General features: G+C 44.3%; 17 protein-coding genes and 3 tRNA genes. 8 read left to right on the forward strand and 12 right to left on the reverse strand.

Going from position 1 to position 19,255, the window contains the following annotated elements; all coding sequences use genetic code 11:
- Positions 1–11: 11 nt before the first annotated feature.
- The 3 genes from BUC30_RS02780 to BUC30_RS02790 are packed head-to-tail and all read right to left on the reverse strand — an operon-like array spanning position 12 to position 2,976.
- A complete protein-coding gene (locus BUC30_RS02780; protein ID WP_073423422.1) occupies positions 12–1,028 on the reverse strand; it encodes a lysylphosphatidylglycerol synthase transmembrane domain-containing protein in 1,017 nt (338 codons plus the stop codon).
- Positions 1,025–2,191 carry a glycosyltransferase family 4 protein gene (locus tag BUC30_RS02785; RefSeq protein ID WP_073423423.1) on the reverse strand — a complete coding sequence of 389 codons (1,167 nt, stop codon included), beginning with the start codon at positions 2,189–2,191 and terminating at the stop codon, positions 1,025–1,027. Before BUC30_RS02785 ends, BUC30_RS02780 begins: the two co-directional genes overlap by 4 nt.
- Positions 2,192–2,199: 8 nt before the next feature.
- Entirely contained in the window at positions 2,200–2,976 is a 777-nt protein-coding gene (locus BUC30_RS02790) for a class I SAM-dependent methyltransferase (RefSeq protein WP_073423424.1), read from the reverse strand.
- A gap of 351 nt (positions 2,977–3,327) precedes the next feature.
- Between BUC30_RS02790 and BUC30_RS02795 the strand changes: the two genes are divergently transcribed.
- The gene (locus tag BUC30_RS02795) at positions 3,328–4,140 is read left to right on the forward strand and encodes a sigma-70 family RNA polymerase sigma factor (protein WP_014545470.1); all 813 of its coding nucleotides are present in this window, start codon (positions 3,328–3,330) and stop codon (positions 4,138–4,140) included.
- 80 nt (positions 4,141–4,220) lie between these two features.
- On the opposite strand, the gene BUC30_RS02800 is transcribed toward BUC30_RS02795, so the two are convergent.
- On the reverse strand, positions 4,221–5,381 hold the full coding sequence (locus BUC30_RS02800; protein WP_073423425.1) for a coproporphyrinogen-III oxidase family protein: 1,161 nt from the start codon (positions 5,379–5,381) through the stop codon (positions 4,221–4,223).
- A 98-nt stretch (positions 5,382–5,479) separates the two neighbouring features.
- Here BUC30_RS02800 and BUC30_RS02805 point away from each other — a divergent pair.
- The 3 genes from BUC30_RS02805 (at position 5,480) to BUC30_RS02815 (ending at position 6,432) form a co-directional block, all read left to right on the forward strand.
- Positions 5,480–5,552, forward strand: a tRNA-Gly gene (locus BUC30_RS02805).
- Between the two features lie 334 nt (positions 5,553–5,886).
- Positions 5,887–5,959, forward strand: a tRNA-Gly gene (locus tag BUC30_RS02810).
- Positions 5,960–6,359: 400 nt separating this feature from the next.
- Positions 6,360–6,432, forward strand: a tRNA-Gly gene (locus BUC30_RS02815).
- A 150-nt stretch (positions 6,433–6,582) separates the two neighbouring features.
- On the opposite strand, the gene BUC30_RS02820 is transcribed toward BUC30_RS02815, so the two are convergent.
- The 4 genes from BUC30_RS02820 to BUC30_RS02835 all read right to left on the reverse strand — a co-directional run bounded on the left by BUC30_RS02820 (position 6,583) and on the right by BUC30_RS02835 (position 11,041).
- Positions 6,583–7,371, reverse strand: coding sequence for a hypothetical protein (locus BUC30_RS02820; protein ID WP_073423426.1), 789 nt, complete (start codon positions 7,369–7,371; stop codon positions 6,583–6,585).
- Between the two features lie 302 nt (positions 7,372–7,673).
- On the reverse strand, positions 7,674–9,215 hold the full coding sequence (gene putP / locus BUC30_RS02825) for a sodium/proline symporter PutP (RefSeq protein ID WP_073423427.1): 1,542 nt from the start codon (positions 9,213–9,215) through the stop codon (positions 7,674–7,676).
- 42 nt (positions 9,216–9,257) lie between these two features.
- Entirely contained in the window at positions 9,258–9,977 is a 720-nt protein-coding gene (locus BUC30_RS02830; RefSeq protein WP_073423428.1) for an NAD(P)H-binding protein, read from the reverse strand.
- Positions 9,974–11,041, reverse strand: coding sequence for a histidine phosphatase family protein (locus BUC30_RS02835; RefSeq protein WP_073423912.1), 1,068 nt, complete (start codon positions 11,039–11,041; stop codon positions 9,974–9,976). Before BUC30_RS02835 ends, BUC30_RS02830 begins: the two co-directional genes overlap by 4 nt.
- 234 nt (positions 11,042–11,275) lie before the next feature.
- On the opposite strand from BUC30_RS02835, the gene BUC30_RS02840 reads away from it, so the two are divergent.
- From BUC30_RS02840 to BUC30_RS02855, 4 genes are all read left to right on the forward strand, one after another.
- Positions 11,276–11,899 carry a GNAT family N-acetyltransferase gene (locus tag BUC30_RS02840; RefSeq protein ID WP_073423429.1) on the forward strand — a complete coding sequence of 208 codons (624 nt, stop codon included), beginning with the start codon at positions 11,276–11,278 and terminating at the stop codon, positions 11,897–11,899.
- 205 nt (positions 11,900–12,104) lie between these two features.
- A complete protein-coding gene (locus BUC30_RS02845) occupies positions 12,105–12,713 on the forward strand; it encodes a hypothetical protein (protein ID WP_073423430.1) in 609 nt (202 codons plus the stop codon).
- Between the two features lie 29 nt (positions 12,714–12,742).
- The gene (locus BUC30_RS02850; RefSeq protein ID WP_073423431.1) at positions 12,743–13,813 is read left to right on the forward strand and encodes a hypothetical protein; all 1,071 of its coding nucleotides are present in this window, start codon (positions 12,743–12,745) and stop codon (positions 13,811–13,813) included.
- A 29-nt stretch (positions 13,814–13,842) separates the two neighbouring features.
- Complete coding sequence (locus tag BUC30_RS02855) at positions 13,843–14,250, forward strand: hypothetical protein (protein WP_073423432.1); 408 nt, start codon at positions 13,843–13,845, stop codon at positions 14,248–14,250.
- Between the two features lie 2 nt (positions 14,251–14,252).
- On the opposite strand, the gene BUC30_RS02860 is transcribed toward BUC30_RS02855, so the two are convergent.
- From BUC30_RS02860 to BUC30_RS02875, 4 genes are all read right to left on the reverse strand, one after another.
- Positions 14,253–15,281 (reverse strand): ORF6N domain-containing protein, encoded by a 1,029-nt coding sequence (locus BUC30_RS02860; RefSeq protein ID WP_073423433.1) that lies wholly within the window; start codon positions 15,279–15,281, stop codon positions 14,253–14,255.
- Positions 15,282–15,345: 64 nt separating this feature from the next.
- Complete coding sequence (locus BUC30_RS02865; RefSeq protein WP_073423434.1) at positions 15,346–16,077, reverse strand: hypothetical protein; 732 nt, start codon at positions 16,075–16,077, stop codon at positions 15,346–15,348.
- Positions 16,078–16,126: 49 nt separating this feature from the next.
- Positions 16,127–18,100, reverse strand: a complete 1,974-nt coding sequence (locus BUC30_RS02870; protein WP_073423435.1) for a phospholipase D-like domain-containing protein — start codon at positions 18,098–18,100, stop codon at positions 16,127–16,129.
- A gap of 89 nt (positions 18,101–18,189) precedes the next feature.
- On the reverse strand, positions 18,190–19,245 hold the full coding sequence (locus BUC30_RS02875; protein ID WP_073423436.1) for an HNH endonuclease: 1,056 nt from the start codon (positions 19,243–19,245) through the stop codon (positions 18,190–18,192).
- Between the last annotated feature and the right edge of the window lie 10 nt (positions 19,246–19,255).

Consider the following 19,255-nt stretch of genomic DNA (forward strand, 5'->3'; position numbering starts at 1 on the left):
TGATCCCGTCGCTACGCTCCAGGATGACCTTTCGCGGAGTCTACCGGCATAGGCTTCTGCCCCACCAAAAACGCAACCGCCCCGAACAAGCTCAAAATCAAACTTACAAAATAAGCGAGCAACTGTATCACAACCGATTCAAGTCCAGGCACGCCTGCACGCGCAAAAAGCGACTGTGCCAAAAATTCACGTGGACCAAAACCGCCAATCGAAATCGGGAGCGCACTCACAATAGCGACAAGCGGAATGTAATAGAAGTACCAAGACATCGAGAGGTTCACGCCCACCGCAATTCCGCAGAAAAAGTGCACAAAGATGCGGAGCGACTGCGTGACCATCGAAAGGCAAATGATGTTAATCCAGAGTTTTTTTGAACGGAACTTTTGGAAACGGTCAAACATGCGGAGGAGTCGCGTCTCAAATTTCTCGGGCAGCACCTTCCCTGCCATGCGGCAGAAGAACTTGCCTATGCGACGGCTCAAAAGTCCTGCAAACATCACACAGAAGCCAAGGAAAATCCAGACGGACGGCCACATGAACGCACGCTGTTCCGGATCGTGTATAAAGAACAAGGCGCCCACGCCAAGAGCAAACAACGTGATAAAGAAAAGTCCAAACAAGCGGTCAAACACCGTCGCCGTAAAGCCCGCGCCAACCGTATCTTGCCCGCCCTGCACGCGGATGTCGTAAACCTTCTTGACGTCACCGCCGACGTTCCCCGGCATAAAATTGTTGAAGAACAGTCCCACGTGATAAAGCTTGAGGAGCCTAGCGTACTTGAGGCGAACGCCCTGCTTTTCGAGCAAGAGCTTCCACTGGAGGCAAGCAGTAAAATTCGAAACCGCGAGGCAAAGGAGCGCAAGCACAAGCGGGAAAACGCTGTTTTTCTTGAACAAGTTATAGAGGTCGCCAACATCCCATTCCGGGTCGCTCACAATGTTACGATAGACAAAGTAAGCAGGAACGAGCGTTACCACCAGCTTTAAGCAAAAAACAATTACCGATTTGAGCTTCGGATTCAACATCATTTTCGTACGCTCCAATCAACCGTACGTTCCAACAATTCCAACGTTTCGCGGGCAGAATTTTCCCAGCTGAACGATTCGGCATAACGCTTGGCATTCTTGCCAAGACTTGCGCGCAGTTCAGCATCGCTATAAATTTTTTCCATGGCAGAAGCGCACGCGGCAGCATCTCCCGACGGGAACAGGATTCCCGTCTCGCCGTCACGGACGCTATCGCAGAGTCCCGGCACATCCGACGCAATCGTCGTCTTGCAGAGCTGCGCCGCTTCCATCACAGTAAGGCCCCAGCCTTCCTTGTAGCTCGTCTGCAACAGTGCAAGCGAAGACGAAAGCAATTCGTACTTGCGAGCGGCAAGAACAAAACCAGTCAGTTCCACCTTGCCATCCAGGCCGTGCGATTTAATCCAGGCCGGAAGCTTTTTCAAAAGCGGACCACCGCCCACGACATACAGCTTGACTTCAGGGTGTGACTTCGAGAATTTCTCAAACGCTTCAAGCGCCGTCCAAATCCCCTTATAACGGTGCACACGCGAAAGCCAAATGAAATACGGATTCACCGCACTCGTTGCGGGATTCGCCGCAATCTCACTAGATTCTGCAGTACCTGTCGCGAGGTCCGCGCATCCCGGGAAATTCGGCTTTTCAGAACCGTTATATATCACGGAAATTCTGCTTTCATCCACGCCAATTTCAGCGAGTTCTTTTTTTGTACTCGGGCTCACCACGACAAACGGCTGTGTACGGTAAAAGAACGGGATAATCCGCTCAAAGAACCAAACCATAAACGCAATCGGGAAAATCGCTTCGGCAAAAATCGACTTGCGCCACAAGTGATGCATCTGCACCAGGAGCGGTTTGCGGACGAACCAGTGGGCAAAGACCGGTAACTTGTTCAAATCTTCAACAACAACGTCAAAGTTGAATTCGCGGTCAAGCTTTTTCAGATTCAATGCCACCGTGAGCAGGAACATCAAATCGCCACCCTTGCGGATGACCTGAATTCCATCGACAACTTCGCGTTCCTTCGCGCCCGGAAACGACGTCGTAAACAGGACCACCGTGTGGCCCATTTCTACAATCTTTCCGAAAATGCGATGCAAATGCTTTTCGGCGCCGCCGGCAGCCGGATGCATGCGATCCCGGTAATTTACGACGAGAATTTTCAAGCAATCACCTAAGGCTTACGACCGATCACGCCAATGCAAAGCTGCGTGTAGTGCATCACCGGCACGGACTGGAGGCTATCCAAAATCTTGTCCTTAATCTTCTGGTAGGCCGTTCCATCGAGCGGATACTTCGGGAGTTCAATACCGAACTTGAAGCAGAGTTCGCGCAGAATGCGATAGTAAAGATTCGGGCGCATCCAGTCGCCATAGGCATAGACACATTCAAAACCAGCGTCACGCATAAGCGTCTTGAGCTGACCCATCGTGAACTGCTTTTCCCAACCGGCAAACCACTTGTCGAGCGCAATCAGGATATGCTTGATAATCGTGTACGGGTGGACCGTCTGCGGGACATCGCAAAGGCAGCAACCACCGTGCTTGACGATGCGGAAGTTCTCTTGCAAGAGCGGGAGCGAATCCTTGAAATGTTCGGCCAAGCCCTGATGAAACACCAGGTCAAAAGTATTATCCGGGAACGGGGACTTGAAAGCGTCGCCACGAACCAAGTGCAAATTCTTGAGACCTTCACTCTCGCGGAGCGAATTGACAATTTTCAAGCTATTGTCGGCAAAATCGAGAACATAGACATCGGCGCCCAAACGAGCGAGTTCGGCACTGTCGCGACCGGTACCTGCACCGACCTCAAGCACCTTCAGGCCCTCGAGCTTAAAATTCTTCTTAATAGCTTCTATAATAGACGGCGAAGACGGATAGACTTTGTCCATGTCGTTCTTGCGCTGCCAAAAACGGTTCCATACGGATTGATCGGGCTCTTTTATTGACATAACGGGGATAATATATGAAAAAATGAGAGTAGGAAGTAGGAAATAGGAAGTTAGAAGTGGGTTATTAGTCAGTAGTCATTGGTCAATGGTGTATTCCAAAATGAAACACACGACTTTACATTTTCTATTCGGCTAGAGCAGATTGCCACGTTCAAATTGTCACGTTTTGAAAAATTTGTTATATTTTTACGACAATTTTACAAAATTACGACAAAAATATTGGACATCCACGGCTCCGAAAACCGCGAAACCGACATTTAAAGGACTTTTTGTAAAAAATTTGGAAAATTTTACACAATTGGCACGCAACTTGCTTTAAAAAAGCGATATTATAAGGGCAAGGTTTTTAAAATGCATATTGATTCTACCGATACCACTCTCAAAAGATACCTAGAAGACATCCGTCGTACCGCACCCCTATCACGCGAAGAAGAACAGATTCTTTTCCAGAAAGCTAAAGAAGGCGACAAAATCGCCCGTAAAAAACTGATTTCTGCAAACATGCGTTTTGTGCTCAAAGTCGCCATCCAGTACCGTGGCTGCCCGATTCCGCTTCCGGACTTGGTCAGCGAAGGCGCTATGGGTCTCGTCCGCGCAATCGAATCCTTCGAACACACCCGTGGTCTTAAATTCATCAGTTACGGCGTTTGGTGGATCAAGGCATATATTACCCGTGCCATTAACGAACAGGGCAACCTCATCCGCTTGCCGGCAAACCAGCACCTCCGCGTGCGTAAGGCTTTGCACGAACAATCCCGCGGTAAAGAAATCAACGAAGAAATCCGTGAATTGATCCAGATCGGTCAGCGCGGTGTTTCGTTCGATAGCCCGCTCAAGGCTGACTCCAAGGCTACTTACGCCGAAGTCCTCCCGGACAGTGGAGCATCGAACCCGGAAGCCGATTCCGAAATCCAGAGCGTCGAAGCTTTGGCTCGTGACCTCATGGAACAGCTCCCGGAACGCGAAGCCCGAGTCATCACCGGCATTTTCGGCATCAACCAGGAAGCTCCGCAGACTCTCCGCGAAGTGGGCGAATCCATGAACATCTCCCACGAACGTGTGCGTCAGTTGCGCGACCAGGCTCTCCGCCGTATCCGCAAGTACAACAGCAAGGACTTCTTGCAAGAAAAGAAGGACGCATTCTTGGCTGCGATTAATAAGTAACAAGCCAAGAGCCTCGCTCAAAACACAAAACTTTTTCAAGCCCGCTTGCGCAAGCGGGCTTCTCTTTTTAGGGGAAAGAGCTATCGGCAGGCGTTCAGCACGTCAGTCACGACGCCGTCCATGAAAATCCAGCCACGGCCAACAAGTTTGAGGATTCCGCCATCGAGCGTCGCAAAACCTTTCTTGACCCATTGCTCATAGCCTTCCGGCGAAACAGAAATTCCATCAGCAGCAAGCGCGTTCAGGTCGAGACCAGAGCGTTGGCGCAGCGAGAGCCATACGCGCTCCGTCAGGATGTCATCTTCATCTAGATCGTCGTAAGTCAGGGATGCATCAGGCGAACCCGCATTCACGTAATCGCGCCAACGCGGATACATCTCTGGAGCGCAGAAACGGCGACCGTCAAAGTAGCTGTGCGCACCCGGACCAAAGCCAATGTACTCGCCACGATTCCAGTAGTTCATGTTGTGCAAGCTTTCATCGCCAGGCTTTGCAAAATTCGAGACCTCGTAACGCGAGAAGCCTTTTTCCTCAAGAATCTCGACACCACCAAGATACATCGGCTCGTACAAACTCTCGTCAATTTTTTCTTCGCCACGCGATACACGACTGCCCAAAAGCGTCCTCTCGCCCACATTCAATCCGTAAAAGCTCAAATGCCCAAGCGGAAAATTCGACAAGCGGTCCACATCTTTCAAGAAAGAATCTAGCGATTGCCCAGGCAAATCAAACATCAAGTCTGCCGAGACTTTTGCCTGAGGAAGCGATGTCAACAAGCGAAGCGCTTCAAAGCCGCGTTCTACAGTGTGCCTGCGGCCAATGCGGTCCAGCAGCGACTGCGAAAACGTCTGGAGTCCAAGACTAAAGCGCCGCACACCGCACAAGAGCGCCGTCCGCACAGATTCTTCGGTACACGATTCTGGATTGAATTCCATCGAGACTTCATCGAGAGCATCTACGCGAACGCCACATTCACCAAGTACAGCGAAAATTCGCTCCAGACACGCGCTCGGCAAAATCGACGGCGTCCCGCCGCCAAGATAAAGCGTTCGTGCTTGCGAAAGAACGTTTTGAGGAGATCCCGAATGTAATACAGGATGTGCCGCCGCAAAAGCACGGATTTCACGCTCCAACAAGCCAACATACTCCTCGAACAGTCGAGCATTCGCAGGCATCACGCGGAAGTCGCAATAATCGCAAATCTTCGCGCAAAACGGAACGTGAATATAAATACCGAACATAGAACTACAATAAACGAAATTTTTCCGCAAAAATATAACTTTTTTCGTCCTACCCCCTTTACAATCGGAATTTTTATTTTTATAATTGGGTCACCCTCGCGGGAATAGCTCAGTTGGTAGAGCACGACCTTGCCAAGGTCGGGGTCGAGGGTCCGAGTCCCTTTTCCCGCTCTAAAAAAGAAAAAACCACCTACAAAGGTGGTTTCTCTTTTTTTATATCGTAATTTGGACGAGGACCCGAGAAGAGGGGCCGACTAAACAACGAGATGCACGAAGTGCGTACGAGTTGTTTAGGAATTATCGCGTAGCGATAAGCCCGTAAGGGTGAGGAGTCAGCCCGTGCCTTAGCACGGGTGACTGACGACGAATCATTCCCTTTCCCGCTCTAGAAAAACCACCTGCAAAGGTGGTTTTCTTTTTTTTATCGTAACAAAAAAAATTTCACTTTTTTCGGCTCTCACCCCTTTATAATTACAAATTTTATTTCTATATATGGGCTGTCCTCGCGGGAATAGCTCAGTTGGTAGAGCACGACCTTGCCAAGGTCGGGGTCGAGGGTCCGAGTCCCTTTTCCCGCTCTAAAAAAGAAAAACCACCTACAAAGGTGGTTTTCTTTTTTGTATCGTAATCTGGACGAGGACCCGAGAAGAGGGGCCGACTAAACAACGAGATGCACGAAGTGCGTACGAGTTGTTTAGGAATTATCGCGTAGCGATAAGCCCGTAAGGGTGAGGAGTCAGCCCGTGCCTTAGCACGGGTGACTGACGACGAATCATTCCCTTTTCCCGCTCTAAAAAAGATAAACCACCTACAAAGGTGGTTTTCTTTTTTTATATCGTAATTTGGACGAGGACCCGAGAAGAGGGGTGCGACGAATCAACAAGATGCACGCCCCTCTCTTTAACAAAAAAATTTCACTTTTTTCGGCTCTCACCCCTTTATAATTACAAATTTTATTTCTATATATGGGCTGTCCTCGCGGGAATAGCTCAGTTGGTAGAGCACGACCTTGCCAAGGTCGGGGTCGAGGGTCCGAGTCCCTTTTCCCGCTCTAAAAAAAAGACGCTGCAAAGCGTCTTCTTTTGTTTTGTTATCAGGAGCCAGGCGTTACGGGCTGGCGTCTGAAGCCCGTTAGAAGGGGTGATGGAAGACCCGGCGAGCCGGGGCTGCAATCAGGGGGAAACCTCCCCCATCCAATTTATTAAATCGCCATTTTAAGTTTTAGATCAGCCATAAACGGAGTATCTTCTCCGATTACAACGCTTTTGCCCACCGCTGTCTTTGCGGATGCCTGCAAAACGACATTCGGGGTAATCGCATACTTTAAACCGACATAGGGGTAAACAGCAAATTCACCCGTAAGATTGTCGTCGTATTTTTCTCCAGCCTCGTTTTTCCCAGTAACATGCCCCATTAGCACCAGAGCATCAGCGCCGACAAACGGAGTCAAAGGAATGTTCAACTTAAAATCAGCCTCAGCACCAAAATTCAATCTCAACGGAACAGAAAAATCATCATCGGTCTCCACGTTTACAGAGAGGCCCAATTCCGAGCCGAAATCAACAATTCCAAAATTTTTAGAAAATTGAGCACCAAAACTCAAAACCCACACATCGTAATATTCGTAGCTTTGGTTTACAGGAACCAGGACATCCAAGAACACGTTCAAAAAAGGCGTAATCTGGTATCGCGCCATAAGTTCTGGATTTCCAAGTCCGTTATTCTTATCCAAATTCACATAGCGCGTGCACAAAATTTCGCTCAAATTCACATAGTACGGGAGCAACACTGCCAATTCCAAATTCGGTGCAACCGTAAAACGGGAGCCTAAATAAGGCTTGAGCAGCATGAGTTCACTAGAGCCCTCATAGTCAAAGCCTATTCCAACCACAGTTTCGCCCTTGTGATCTTCAAGGACAGGGAATTTATCCCAAGTCGCAAAACTTGCAGTTGCACAAAACGCAGCCGCGAGAACTAATTTTTTGAACATACAATACCTCCGTAGAAATTGTTCGCAATGAAAATCGATTGATCATCATTTGATGGCGAAATTACAAAAGCAGACAACCTGCGGAAAAGTTTTTTTGTTCAAAATCACAAACAATCTAACAAAACACAAAAACCAGTCACATTTGTGACTGGCTCTGTACAAAACAATGACAATTGACTTATTACAGCTTCATATCGCTCAAGCGAGTGCTTTGTACTTTCGCTACGCTCAAGTACCAAATGCTAGGCTCGGAAATGTCAATGCAAGCATTGACGCTTCGCTCGCCTGACGCATTTGTCAACTTATAGTTTAATGTCAGAAAGTCTCGTGCTTTCCACGCGGTCAAATTCCAGCTGGATTTCGGCAGAGGGTTCCTTGGTCAAGAGGCTCACGACGACGATTGTCACGAAGGAGAGGATAAAGCCCGGTACGAGTTCGTAAATCTGGAAGATTTCAGCGGAGAATCCGGAGAGGTAGAATTTCCAGATAAACGTCGTAAGTCCGCCCACGAGCATACCGCTGACAGCGCCAGCGAGAGTCGTGCGCTTCCAGAAGAGGGCGAGCAACATAATCGGTCCAAACGTCGCACCAAAACCTCCCCAAGCAAAGCTCACGAGGCTCATCACCACGTCAAGGAAGCTCTTACCGTGCTTCACTCCATCGGCACTCGGAGCGCCCTGCATAGCGACAAGCACAGCAATAAGCGTAATCACTACGACCACGCCACGGCTCACCCACATCACTTCCTTGTTGCTTGCGTTCTTGCGGAACAAGTGCTTGTAAAGGTCGTTACTGAAAGCAGAAGCAGACACGAGAAGCTGGGAGTCGGCAGTACTCATAATGGCAGCGAGGATGGCTGCCATGAGGATGGCGGCAATCGCCGGATGGCAAAGAGCCTGGCAGAGGACCATGAAAATGCGTTCCGGGTCATCAACGGTGATGCCGTGAGCCGTCACGTAATAGCGGCCGAGGAGTGCAATCATCACGACTGCAGCAAGGCAGATAATCACCCAAGTCATAGCGATACGGCGAGAATCCTTGATTTCTTCAGCGTTCTTGATGGACATAAAGCGCACGAGAATGTGCGGCATGCCAAAATAGCCAAGGCCCCACGAGAGGCTAGAAATCAACGCGATAAGGCCAATGGACTTGCCCGTCGTTGCGTTCGTGAAAAGGCTCATCAAGTACGGATTCTGGGCATTCACCGCATCCATCGTCGAGGCAAAACCGCCCGAGCCGCTCATGATCATCAGCGGAATCACGAGGACGGCGATAAGCATCATCGAAGCCTGGATAAAGTCAGTCCAGCAAACGGCAAAAAAGCCACCCATGAATGTGTAGCTCACGACCACGATAGCACCGAGAATGAGGCCCGTGGTGTAATCCATACCAAAGATGGTGCTGAAGAGTTTTGCGCTAGCGACAAAGCCCGAGACCGTATAGAAAAGGAAGAAGGCCAAAATGAAAATCGAGGCGATGACGCGGATGATGCCCTTGTTATCGCGGAAACGGTTCGAGAAAAAGTCCGGGAGAGTAATCGAGTCGCCGCAGAAATGGCTGTACTTGCGGAGTCTGCGACCGACGATTTTCCAGTTGAAGTACGTACCGACCACAAGGCCGATACCGATCCAAGCTTCGGAAAAACCGCTCACGAACACGGCGCCCGGAAGGCCCATCAGCATCCAGCCGCTCATGTCGGACGCCTGGGCGGACATGGCGACCACCCACTTGTTCATGCCGCGGTTACCGAGGTAATAGGCGTTCAGGCTGTTCGCCTTGCGAGAGAAATATGCTCCGATGCCAAGCATCATCAGCAAATAAAGGATAAAGACGACAATCGTCATAAGACCTCCGTTAGAATTTTTATAAAAATTAAAAATTTTCTTCTATACGCGGAGTTGGCGGTTATAGACGATGCGTTTGCCTTTTACACCATCGGTTGCGCAAATGTGGTCCACGGGAGGCTTGAGCATGTTTGCCACGAGATGCGCGGCAACAGTCTCCGCACGCACCGGACGGAAATGCGCCGGCACCCATTCCGGATGCGCCCCAAAAAGTTTTTGCAACAGCCCTTCGCCAAAACGTTTATCCTTGTGTTTGCCCAAAAGCAACGACGGACGCACGAGCGTGAGCGATTCAAAACCCATCATCGTGAGACCTTCTTCGAGTTGCCCCTTCAGGCGATTATAGAAGAACGGCGAATGCGAATTTGCCCCCATAGCACTCACACACAGGAAATGCTTGACGCCCTGACGCCTTGCAAGAGCCGCAAGCGTGAGCGGCAAACGCAAATCGACCTTTTCTTGGGCAGGTTTACTCCCCGCCTGCTTTAGCGTCGTTCCCAGGCAGCAAATCACGGCATCGCAACCGGCAAAGTTTTTGCAAACGTTAGATACCCATTGCTCTTCGGGCTTTGCACTCAAAAGGGCATCAAAATCCACCGTCTCAAAATTGAACTTCGATACGCCATTAAAAATGCCCAGCGCATTCAAGTCTGGGACCGAACGCACCGGGCAATAAACACTATCAACCTCGTCCAACCGGGCTAACAGCTGAGCGACATTTTTTCCAACAAGACCTGTAGAACCGAGGAGCGCTATTCTCATTGAGCAGATTCGTCCACTTCGTCTCTCGGCACCATCCAACCGACTTCATCGCCACGAACCGGGAGAGCCGTTACAGCACCAGCTTCGTCAACAATCACAGCGATACCCGACAGGTAATTGACCCAGCGGAACGGATTTTCAAACACCTTCAAGTTGATGGTTCTGTTAGAGACAAATGCAATAAGCGGTTCAACAAGCATGTCATGGCTTACAAGCACGCTCACGCGCTTCCAGCTCGGCATGTTCGCCACAATAACTTCGTTCACGAACTGGTTTCCGCGTTCGAATAAATCGTAGAAATAAGACGGAATGGTTGCAGCAACGACAGCGTTAGAGAAAGGAACACCATAAGAATACTGTGCAATATACTTCGGGTTTCCACCATATTTAGAGACAACCGCATCCAACGTATCGGACGGAACCGTCAAGAAATAACCACCGTTAATGCCATCCCACGTCACAACTTCGACATCAGTTTCGCCACGACCAGCTGCAATGTTCTTGCAAGTTTCACGCGTGCGGATAAAGTCCGTTGAAGCATAGTAGAAAGCATCATCACCCACAAGCTTTGTACCAAGCGTCTGCGCCATCTGGATGCCAATCGGAGTCAACTGCGATTCCGTGCCCGTGCTCTTTTGGCGCTTAGAATGGCGAATCACAAAAGCAATCTTGCTCGTCTTGGGGGCAGCCTTGTAGATATCGCCCATGTCATAGAAGCCATCAGCATCGGCAGCAACAGCGAGTGCACCCGGAGTCGTTGCAAAGGTAAACGGACCATTTACAACAGGGGTCGCGCCGGAACTAGACTGGACAGCAACATCAGACGAACTTGCCGGAACACCAGAATTCACAACCGAGGAACTCGATGCCGGACTAGAAGCAATATTTTCGCTAGAAGAAGATTCGACAGGCTCACTTTGCGGCAGATCTGCACTAGACGAAGAAACAGCCCCCGTATTCGGCGCTACAGGAAGCGCGCTAGACGAATCGTCGCCACAACCGGCAAACATGCAAAGCCCGACAAAAAGGGCACTCACAAGATACTTTGCGGAAATATTTTTCATTTTCAAAAAATCCTTATATACTAACATTGAAATTTAGATTTTTCCGAAAAATTTCCTCGTAAAAAATTCCTAAACACGGCAAAACTATGTATATTTAGGGTATCACTTTTATCAGAGGCTGGATGTTATCTAGTAAATATTGGTTCATTGTTTAGTGCCTTGGAAGACAAATGTTTTCAAGGCGGTCTTCCAAGGTGATTGTGCCGATTCACACAAAAATTTTGGAGATAAACAATGAAAAAATACAATATCCGCACGGAACAACCGCGCGACTTTAAAATCGTCGAAAATCTCACCCGAGAAGCATTCTGGAACGTTTACCGTCCCGGCTGCGTGGAGCATTTTGTCCTCCACCATTACAGGAACGATCCAAGCTTTATCCCGGAACTCTCGCTCGTCATGGAAGTTGACGGACAAATTATCGGACACGTAATGTACGCGTGGTCGAAAATCGACGCCGACGACGGACGCAAAATCCGCATGATGACCTTCGGGCCCATCAGCATCCACCCCGACTACAAACGGCAGGGCTACGGCAAGGCACTCCTCGACTATTCCATGGAACTCGCCCACCAAATGGGCGCAGGTTGCCTGCTCATCGTCGGAAACATCGAATTCTATGGCAAGAGCGGATTCGTCCCAGCTTACACCAAAGGCATCCGCTACGCCGACGACCCGAACAGCGACACGCCATACTTCTTGTGCAAGGAACTCGATGAGGGATTCTTGAACGGAGTGACTGGCTCGTACAAAGACCCCGAAGGCTATTTCGTAACCGAGCGAAAGCCCGAAGAATTCGAGAAGTACGAAGCAAACTTCCCACCTAAGGAAAAGCTAGTACTCCCCGGACAGTTATAATCAAACGCTTTTCCCGCAATAACGAGATGCGCGGCGACGAGATGTGCGGCAACACAATTGGAATGCGTCGCGATGTTCCCGGGAATGCACGGAAAACAGCAAAGGCAGCTCGCAAGAGGCGGGCTGCCTTTTTTTACCATCTTTAAATTACGACATTATTTGTCGCAGTTAAAGTCTATTTTTAGAGATATAAAAAGGATTCTTTATGGATGGCACTACATTAACTTTCGACTTAATCAAAACATACCAATGCGGTTGCGAGATCGATTACGGTTTCGTTTTTGGTCGCGACCATCAAAAAATATTCCTGATTAAAGCAGGGCAAAACGGCTCTATTTATGGTTACCAAAACAAGTACTTGAAACTCGCCTACGAATTACGAGACTTGTACGGATTCTCTGTCGTTTGCGCATCCACGCCCTCGGCTGACATTGACCAAATGGCTCAATTCACAGAAATCGTCCAATCTGAATTTGAGATTACCGATACAACCAAAATTTATTTCATGGGAATGTCGAAAGGGGCGTCAATCGGATGCTTAGAGCATGCTTCTTTTCCGCAAATCAGCCGTTTTTTACTAATCAATCCCCCACTCATAATCAACACAATAAAATTATGCCGATGCGCACAAAAATTTACAGGCGAAATGATGACATTCGTTTTCGGAAGCCTCGATCCATCGGCACACTTAACGGACCTCCTCAAATTGCACGAACGCGAAAATGTCCGCGTGGCCATCATCCCCGGACAAGACCACCAATTTTCAAAAGACGGGTTTGAACTACTTGATTTGGTGAAATTTTTTACCCCATAATTGTTATAAACATTTTTCAAGGAATTCGTATGAATATTTGTATAAATAGCGAAGCAACTAATCGATTGGCTAAATTCTTCAAAAATGATGCCATGGATCGATGGATTTGTTTCCCAAGCCTAAATCGACGTTCACTCTCTTTGCCAACTAACGATTACTCATTTGATACAGAAGAAATGTCGCTTACTGTAGGTGATGGGAAATTGCGGATATTGACGGACATCACTAATAAAGTTGAGTGGGAATTGTTACAAAAACTAGTTTCCACCAAAAATGCCGAGATTCGTCATTGCAAATACATAGATATGACTTTATTTCTTCTTCCGCAGAAAGACTACAGCATAACACTCGTAAAAGAGTATAATGAAAATTTTTCAATTGGTTACGACGAAGATGAAATCGTCCTGTTTGAGAGCGATGCATTTGATAGCATAAATCGCTACCGATTGTTTCACATGTTCGAGGAACTATGGGATTGGTCAGAAACCATTACAGTGCAGAAATTAGAGATGTTTATGAATCTTGTTCGAAAAGCACCATATTTTTCATTAATAGAAGACAGCATTCCCGCAGGAACATATTTACTTCTTTCAAGTAAAGAAGAGATTAGCAGTTTTCATGGTGTTTTTTGTTCTCAAATAAAAGGCAATTTTTCTTTTCTTCAAGAAGATAAAACAGTCTCATTTCCGTACATTATGGGATTAGATATACCTAAAGAGACCAAATACATCATTCACTGCGAATTATACGAATACGACGAAATAGAAGTAATAAGCATCAAACGAATATATGCAGTAGATGCGTCAAGTCCGCTTGATTTTGATGACTTTTTATGGAAACACGTCGAAGCCAAAAAAGGAGAATTCGCCATGATTAAGTCGAACTACCTTGACAAAGATTATAAAATATATCCTACTCGGGATTTTCATTTTGATTTGCCCTCCCCAGAAATGGCTGCACGAAAAATGTTCATGTTGTCCAAAGTCAATTGCAGTCACCGTAAGTTAAAAAAACTTGAAAAAAAACTGAATACGAAAATGAAAGTTGAAAAGGAATTCAAAGAATCTGTTTTACACAAATCATTTATCAAAGTAAAATAGCAAAATCAACAATTCTATAAAGAGGCGCTATGAAAATATTTATATCCGGATCAAAATCCATTTCAAAGTTGCCTGAATTGGCAAAAATATTCATCGACCAATTCATCGAAAACAACGATGAAATTCTTATCGGTGATTGCTACGGGGTTGATGCCGTCGTACAAAAGCACCTTGAATCCAAGGGTTTCAGCAATATAACCGTTTATTGTAGCGGAGTCAACCCGAGAAACAATTTTACATCATCCGCAAAAATCCACTCATGCGCCGAAGCGGCCAAAGGCCTTACCGGCCGCGCCTTTCACTATGTGAAAGACGTTCAAATGGCAAAAGATTGTGACCAAGCTCTTATGATTTGGGACGGGAAAAGCAAAGGCACTGCCGAAAACCTCAAGCGTATAAAGGAAATGGGTAAACCTTTTGTAGTGATAAGAGGGTGATGTTATCTTTTTAATTTATCCATCAATATGTGGTATATTTCGGTATTCTCAATCTGCATGATGGTAGTAATTTTGTTACCAGCATCCTTAGAAGATGCTCCGCAGTGAAAAAGCTTTTCACCTTTTAAACCGTAATCCAGAAAAATATAACGGTCATGGATTTTACCTCTTGTCCGATCCGTGAAGAGTTTCACATCAGGGCGAGCCGCCGAGAAATCATTCTTAATTTGATCTGTCAGCGATTCAAATCCTTGTTCATCGCTATAAATTGCCACAGAAACACCCTTGGTAATTCCTCGCAAAAGATCGAGCGTTTTCACACCAACATAATCGTCAATAATGGCGATGGATTTCTTTGCCATGCCATAAATTTGCGTATAAGCAACATCCGCTTCCAACTTTTTTCCATTCAAAATCAAGAAATGCTTGTAGGTAGAAGGATCAACGAAATTTTCCATGACCTTCTGAAGGTCAGACTGAATGATTGCAATATCCTTAGTATTCCGCTCCGTTTGTACGGCTATTTGAACAAAGCCTTCGTTACTCAACAAATTCCGATTTTCAGCAATGATATAGTCTTTCATCTGCTTGAAAAGGCGGATAAGAGCCTTGCTTTGTGCCGTAGCCCGTTCGCCCTTGAGAACAGTCATAAGCATATAAATGCCTTGCTCGGTAAAAGCGTAAGGCGCATACTTAATGTTAGAACCACGAGAGCCCTTGTTCATGGTCGAAAATTTCGACCTTGATGGTCCGTCATTTTCAGGCTCGATGTTCAATGTGCAAATTTTGCGCCTTGAAAGTCCTTCAATTTCCTCAGAATTCAACTGAAATCGAAAATCCTCATCGAATTTCTCGATGTTGTTTTTGACTTGTTCATTGAATCTTTTGGTACTATACCCATAAATCTCCGCCAAATCAGCGTCAAGCATGACTTTGAGCCCACGAATCGTGTAGATTCGCGATTTAAGCATATTTTCATCAATTAGGGAAAAATCGGATTTGGCAACTGCCGGGACATCATTTTTCATCATTTACTCCTTCCCATCTACAAGCAAAAAAGACAGGATTACACATTCGTTCACTAACAATATAAATTCATAAACGACGATTGTCAAGAGCCTTAATAGATATTGGGAACGGAATTTCTTTTAAGAAGTTTTCCGTTTGCTTCAGAACATTTTGCAATGCCGAGATTCGCTCAAGATAGTTTTGAATATCAAAAGACATTTGAATGGTATAACCCTTATCGAAAGCGACTTCCAACAAAAAAGAGTTTTCTGATTCGAATAATTTCCATTGATGTTTTGTTGAATTCATAATGTGCGAAACTGTTGCCCGGATTGTGTTCTGGACGATTTCTTTCAGCTTCTGCTCTTTTTCGATTTCCATTATGATTCTTGACGATTGCTCGTTATAGTTCGGAAATTCATCAACGAATTTTACGAGGTTTTCAAGAGTCGCATCAAGATTACACCAGCAGCGTTCACACGGAACATTAAAATTCCCTACGTCAATATGAGAAAATCGGATGCTCAAATATTTAGCATCACAATCTACCAAAAACTCAATTAAAGCTGCACCACCCAAAGACTTGCGCAAGCAAATAACTTGCGACTTATCACAATCTCGATACCCCTTTGATTCTTGCTTATAAGAAATTTCAAACCCGTAATTTGGCTTCGCATTTTGCAAGCGTTTAAAAGCAGCAAGAACATCCCTTTTACGCAGAAAAATCACATCAGCATTTTGGGCATAAATCTTTTTGACAAGCGGCTGCCAGAAGTTACAGCAAGCATCGGATTTGGACGTGACGAAATTTTCTTGCATAAAACCGATTAACGAAGTCTAAGGATAGACCTTGAAAGTGAAAAGATTGTTATTTCTTCGGCTTGTTTCTATTCTGTAGTTCTTTTTTTAACGCATCTTCATAGTAATTGCAAATATCCTCTTTATAATCAGACCATTTAATTTCTAATTCTTTTTTTATTATGTTCTTTATTATTTGTGGTTGTTGATTTTCATACTTCTTTTTAATTTCATCAATTCGTTTTGTTAGAGAACTTTTCTTTGTTTTGTTGCTATTTATTATACAAGAATCAATAAAATCCGTCATAATGCAATCAATGAAATCAAGATTTAATTCCGATGCAGGAATTACTGCATAGCCATCTTCATATCTCTTTTGATATACTTCATCGGCAACAAGCAATTTATCTGATTTTATTTTTTCCTCAATTTTATCTTTACTGGGATCATCAATTAAATTTTTAAAAAGACCCTTCTTAGCCTTTTTCAATTTTCTCACTTCATTTAGTACAACATACTTTTTCTTTTCTATTTCGAAATTTTGCATATTTTTTATGGAATTAACAATATTATAACGATATTTGTTTTTGGGAGGAATTGCTATGTTATTATTTTTTAATTCTTCCAAACATTCTCGACTTACCCAACATCCCATTTCCGTTTCAACACCATATTTCGATTTCCATTTGTCTTGACCTTTTTTATCTTCTTTATCTTTTGCGTTGGTGGCATATTGGTACCTAAGAGAGTTTTTCTTTTTAGACCTTTCGAATATTGAATGTGATTTTTCTAAAGTTTTATCCAACTCAGTTTTTTCGCCTTTTCCTTTTAATTCTACACTTAAGAATCCCAAATTTGGATCAGGATCATATTTTATAAAGAAAAAACCCTTTCGTATCCAATTTTTAAAACTTCCCCAAAGATCCTTTTCTACAATTTTTATTTTCGGGAATTGCAAATAAGATAAAATATTATTTTCCTTTTTAAGATTTATCCGTGTCTCTGGAACACCTTTTCCTTCCTTTAAATTTTGAAAATAATTATGGATTTCATTTCGAGAATCGTCATCAAAAAAATCTAAGTTATAACTAGAAATAAATTCTGCATTGTTATTGACTGAATTTTCCGATGCATTAACAGAACCCAAAAACAACTGTGTTTCTTGGGCATATTTGACATAATACATTTTGGCATGAACTATTCCATTACCATTTTCTGTTTGAGCGTATACAATTTTGGGTCCTTGTCCTTTTTCGCTTATTTTTCTAATTGATTCTATTACATCCTGCCGCCAAGACGAATCAACAACTATCGTAATATTTGATGGAGATACATTTAATTCAGAAACAACTCTTTCAACAAAACCCAATGTTGGATATGGTCCCACAATAACAATCTCTTCACATATGCATTTTTGAGGTGGTACAAGAAACAATTCTTTTTCATGCTGTTTAAAAAAGACCTTGTCAATATATTGTTTATGTTTCTGTTCGATGGATTCAATGCAATTTTTAAACTGCTTATATATTTTTTCAAATGCCTTTATGCTATCTTTTTCTTTACCTCTTTCCAAATAATACGCAATGTAGCGAGATCCATATTCCTTAGGATGGTCAATTTTATTTACTAAATATTGTTTTACAAGCGTGTCATTTTTCTTGTCTTTACCAAATTCATATTCCTTAAAATCTTTAAATTCATCTAAATCAATGCCATCATATTCAAAAATCATCTGATTGTAAAAACTCTTGTCAAGGTTTCCTGAATTTCCAATCCACCATATTGAAGGAAGACAATCAACGATATCATCATTACATAATGATTCAGGAATCTCATATGTAATGCCAAAGCGCTTTCGTGAATTTTCTTCATCCACAATATCTATCCAAAATGATATAATAGGCTTTGACCTGCTTTTTACACAACAAGCCCATTTATCACCTTGACTTGATTGTTCAAAATCAAAACTTTCAAACAAAGAACTACATTTATTTAAGGTTTTTACCATTTTTTTCAAATTATCTTTTAGTTCTTCTTTAGTCATACAAAGTTCCCCTTCTTTAAATTATACACCTCTTCTAAATCTATACTCATTTTCATCCAAAATTCAGCAATTCTTATTCCAACATAGAATCACAGATACCCTTTCATCTTCAAAATCAGCTCGCCCCTATCGCGATCTTGCCAAACATACTTTTGATGGTAATGCAAAAACTCACGATGTTTTTCGTCGAGTTTCCGAATAGACATATCGCCATAAAGTCCAAAGGCTTTCTGGTCTTCATCGCTTAGCTTTTTAGAAATAACTATAAGACCGCAATCAAGAAAAGTAATGAGCCCTTTATTAAACAAATAAGCAATATCAGTCCTTAACAAAAATCCGTTATATGGACTCATTCGTTGCTCGACATTCTCACACGCAGCACAAGGCTTTGCGTGACAAGCTACCAACAATTCAGGATTATCGCATCCTGTAAACGCACATTTATTTTCCCAATATTTCATCATCTGACGCCGAAAACGCCCTTGACCGCGACGAGCTTGGATTTCAGCAACGCATTCATACCAATCTGAATTTTTACTTTCTAATATCGGCATAATGTCATCAAAGAACTCTTCGAAAACACATTCTGCATCGTTCTTGTCAAAGAAATAGGAATAAAGCCACGATGCTCCATTTTCCAACTGAGCCGTCTTTTCAACTATCATTTTTTGAACATCATCTGATTCAATTTCTTGACTTTCATCATAGTTCAATCCTTCAAAACGAACTCCAATCGTTTCAAGAGTCAATTGTCGAAAATGCTCAGGTTTAATCAAAATAGAATCAGTTCCATTCCATTTTTTCTCAGTCCATTTGTTTGGATTGTGCGGGATTATCAAATCAACCATTTTCTCAGAAATCCGCCCAACAAGCGCCATCGGGATAAAGAACGAAAGGAAAAAGCAACCTTCGCCATTATTTGCAGCCGCATAACAGCCTAATCTTAAACCTATAGGTTCTGAGAAAGGGCGCACCTTCCACCCATTTTTATCCTCATCGTGCCTTTCATAGACATCAACAAATGCATAAGCATTTTGAGGCTGACCATCGTGTATTTCATCAGCATCAATTTCCAAATCATGCTGTTTAAATAAATTCTTGTTATTCTCCAAGAATTCATCAAGCAATCTTCTAGCCTTTTTCATAACGAAGTAG

The sequence above is a fragment of the Fibrobacter sp. UWB7 genome (genome assembly GCF_900142945.1).
Classification (GTDB): domain Bacteria; phylum Fibrobacterota; class Fibrobacteria; order Fibrobacterales; family Fibrobacteraceae; genus Fibrobacter.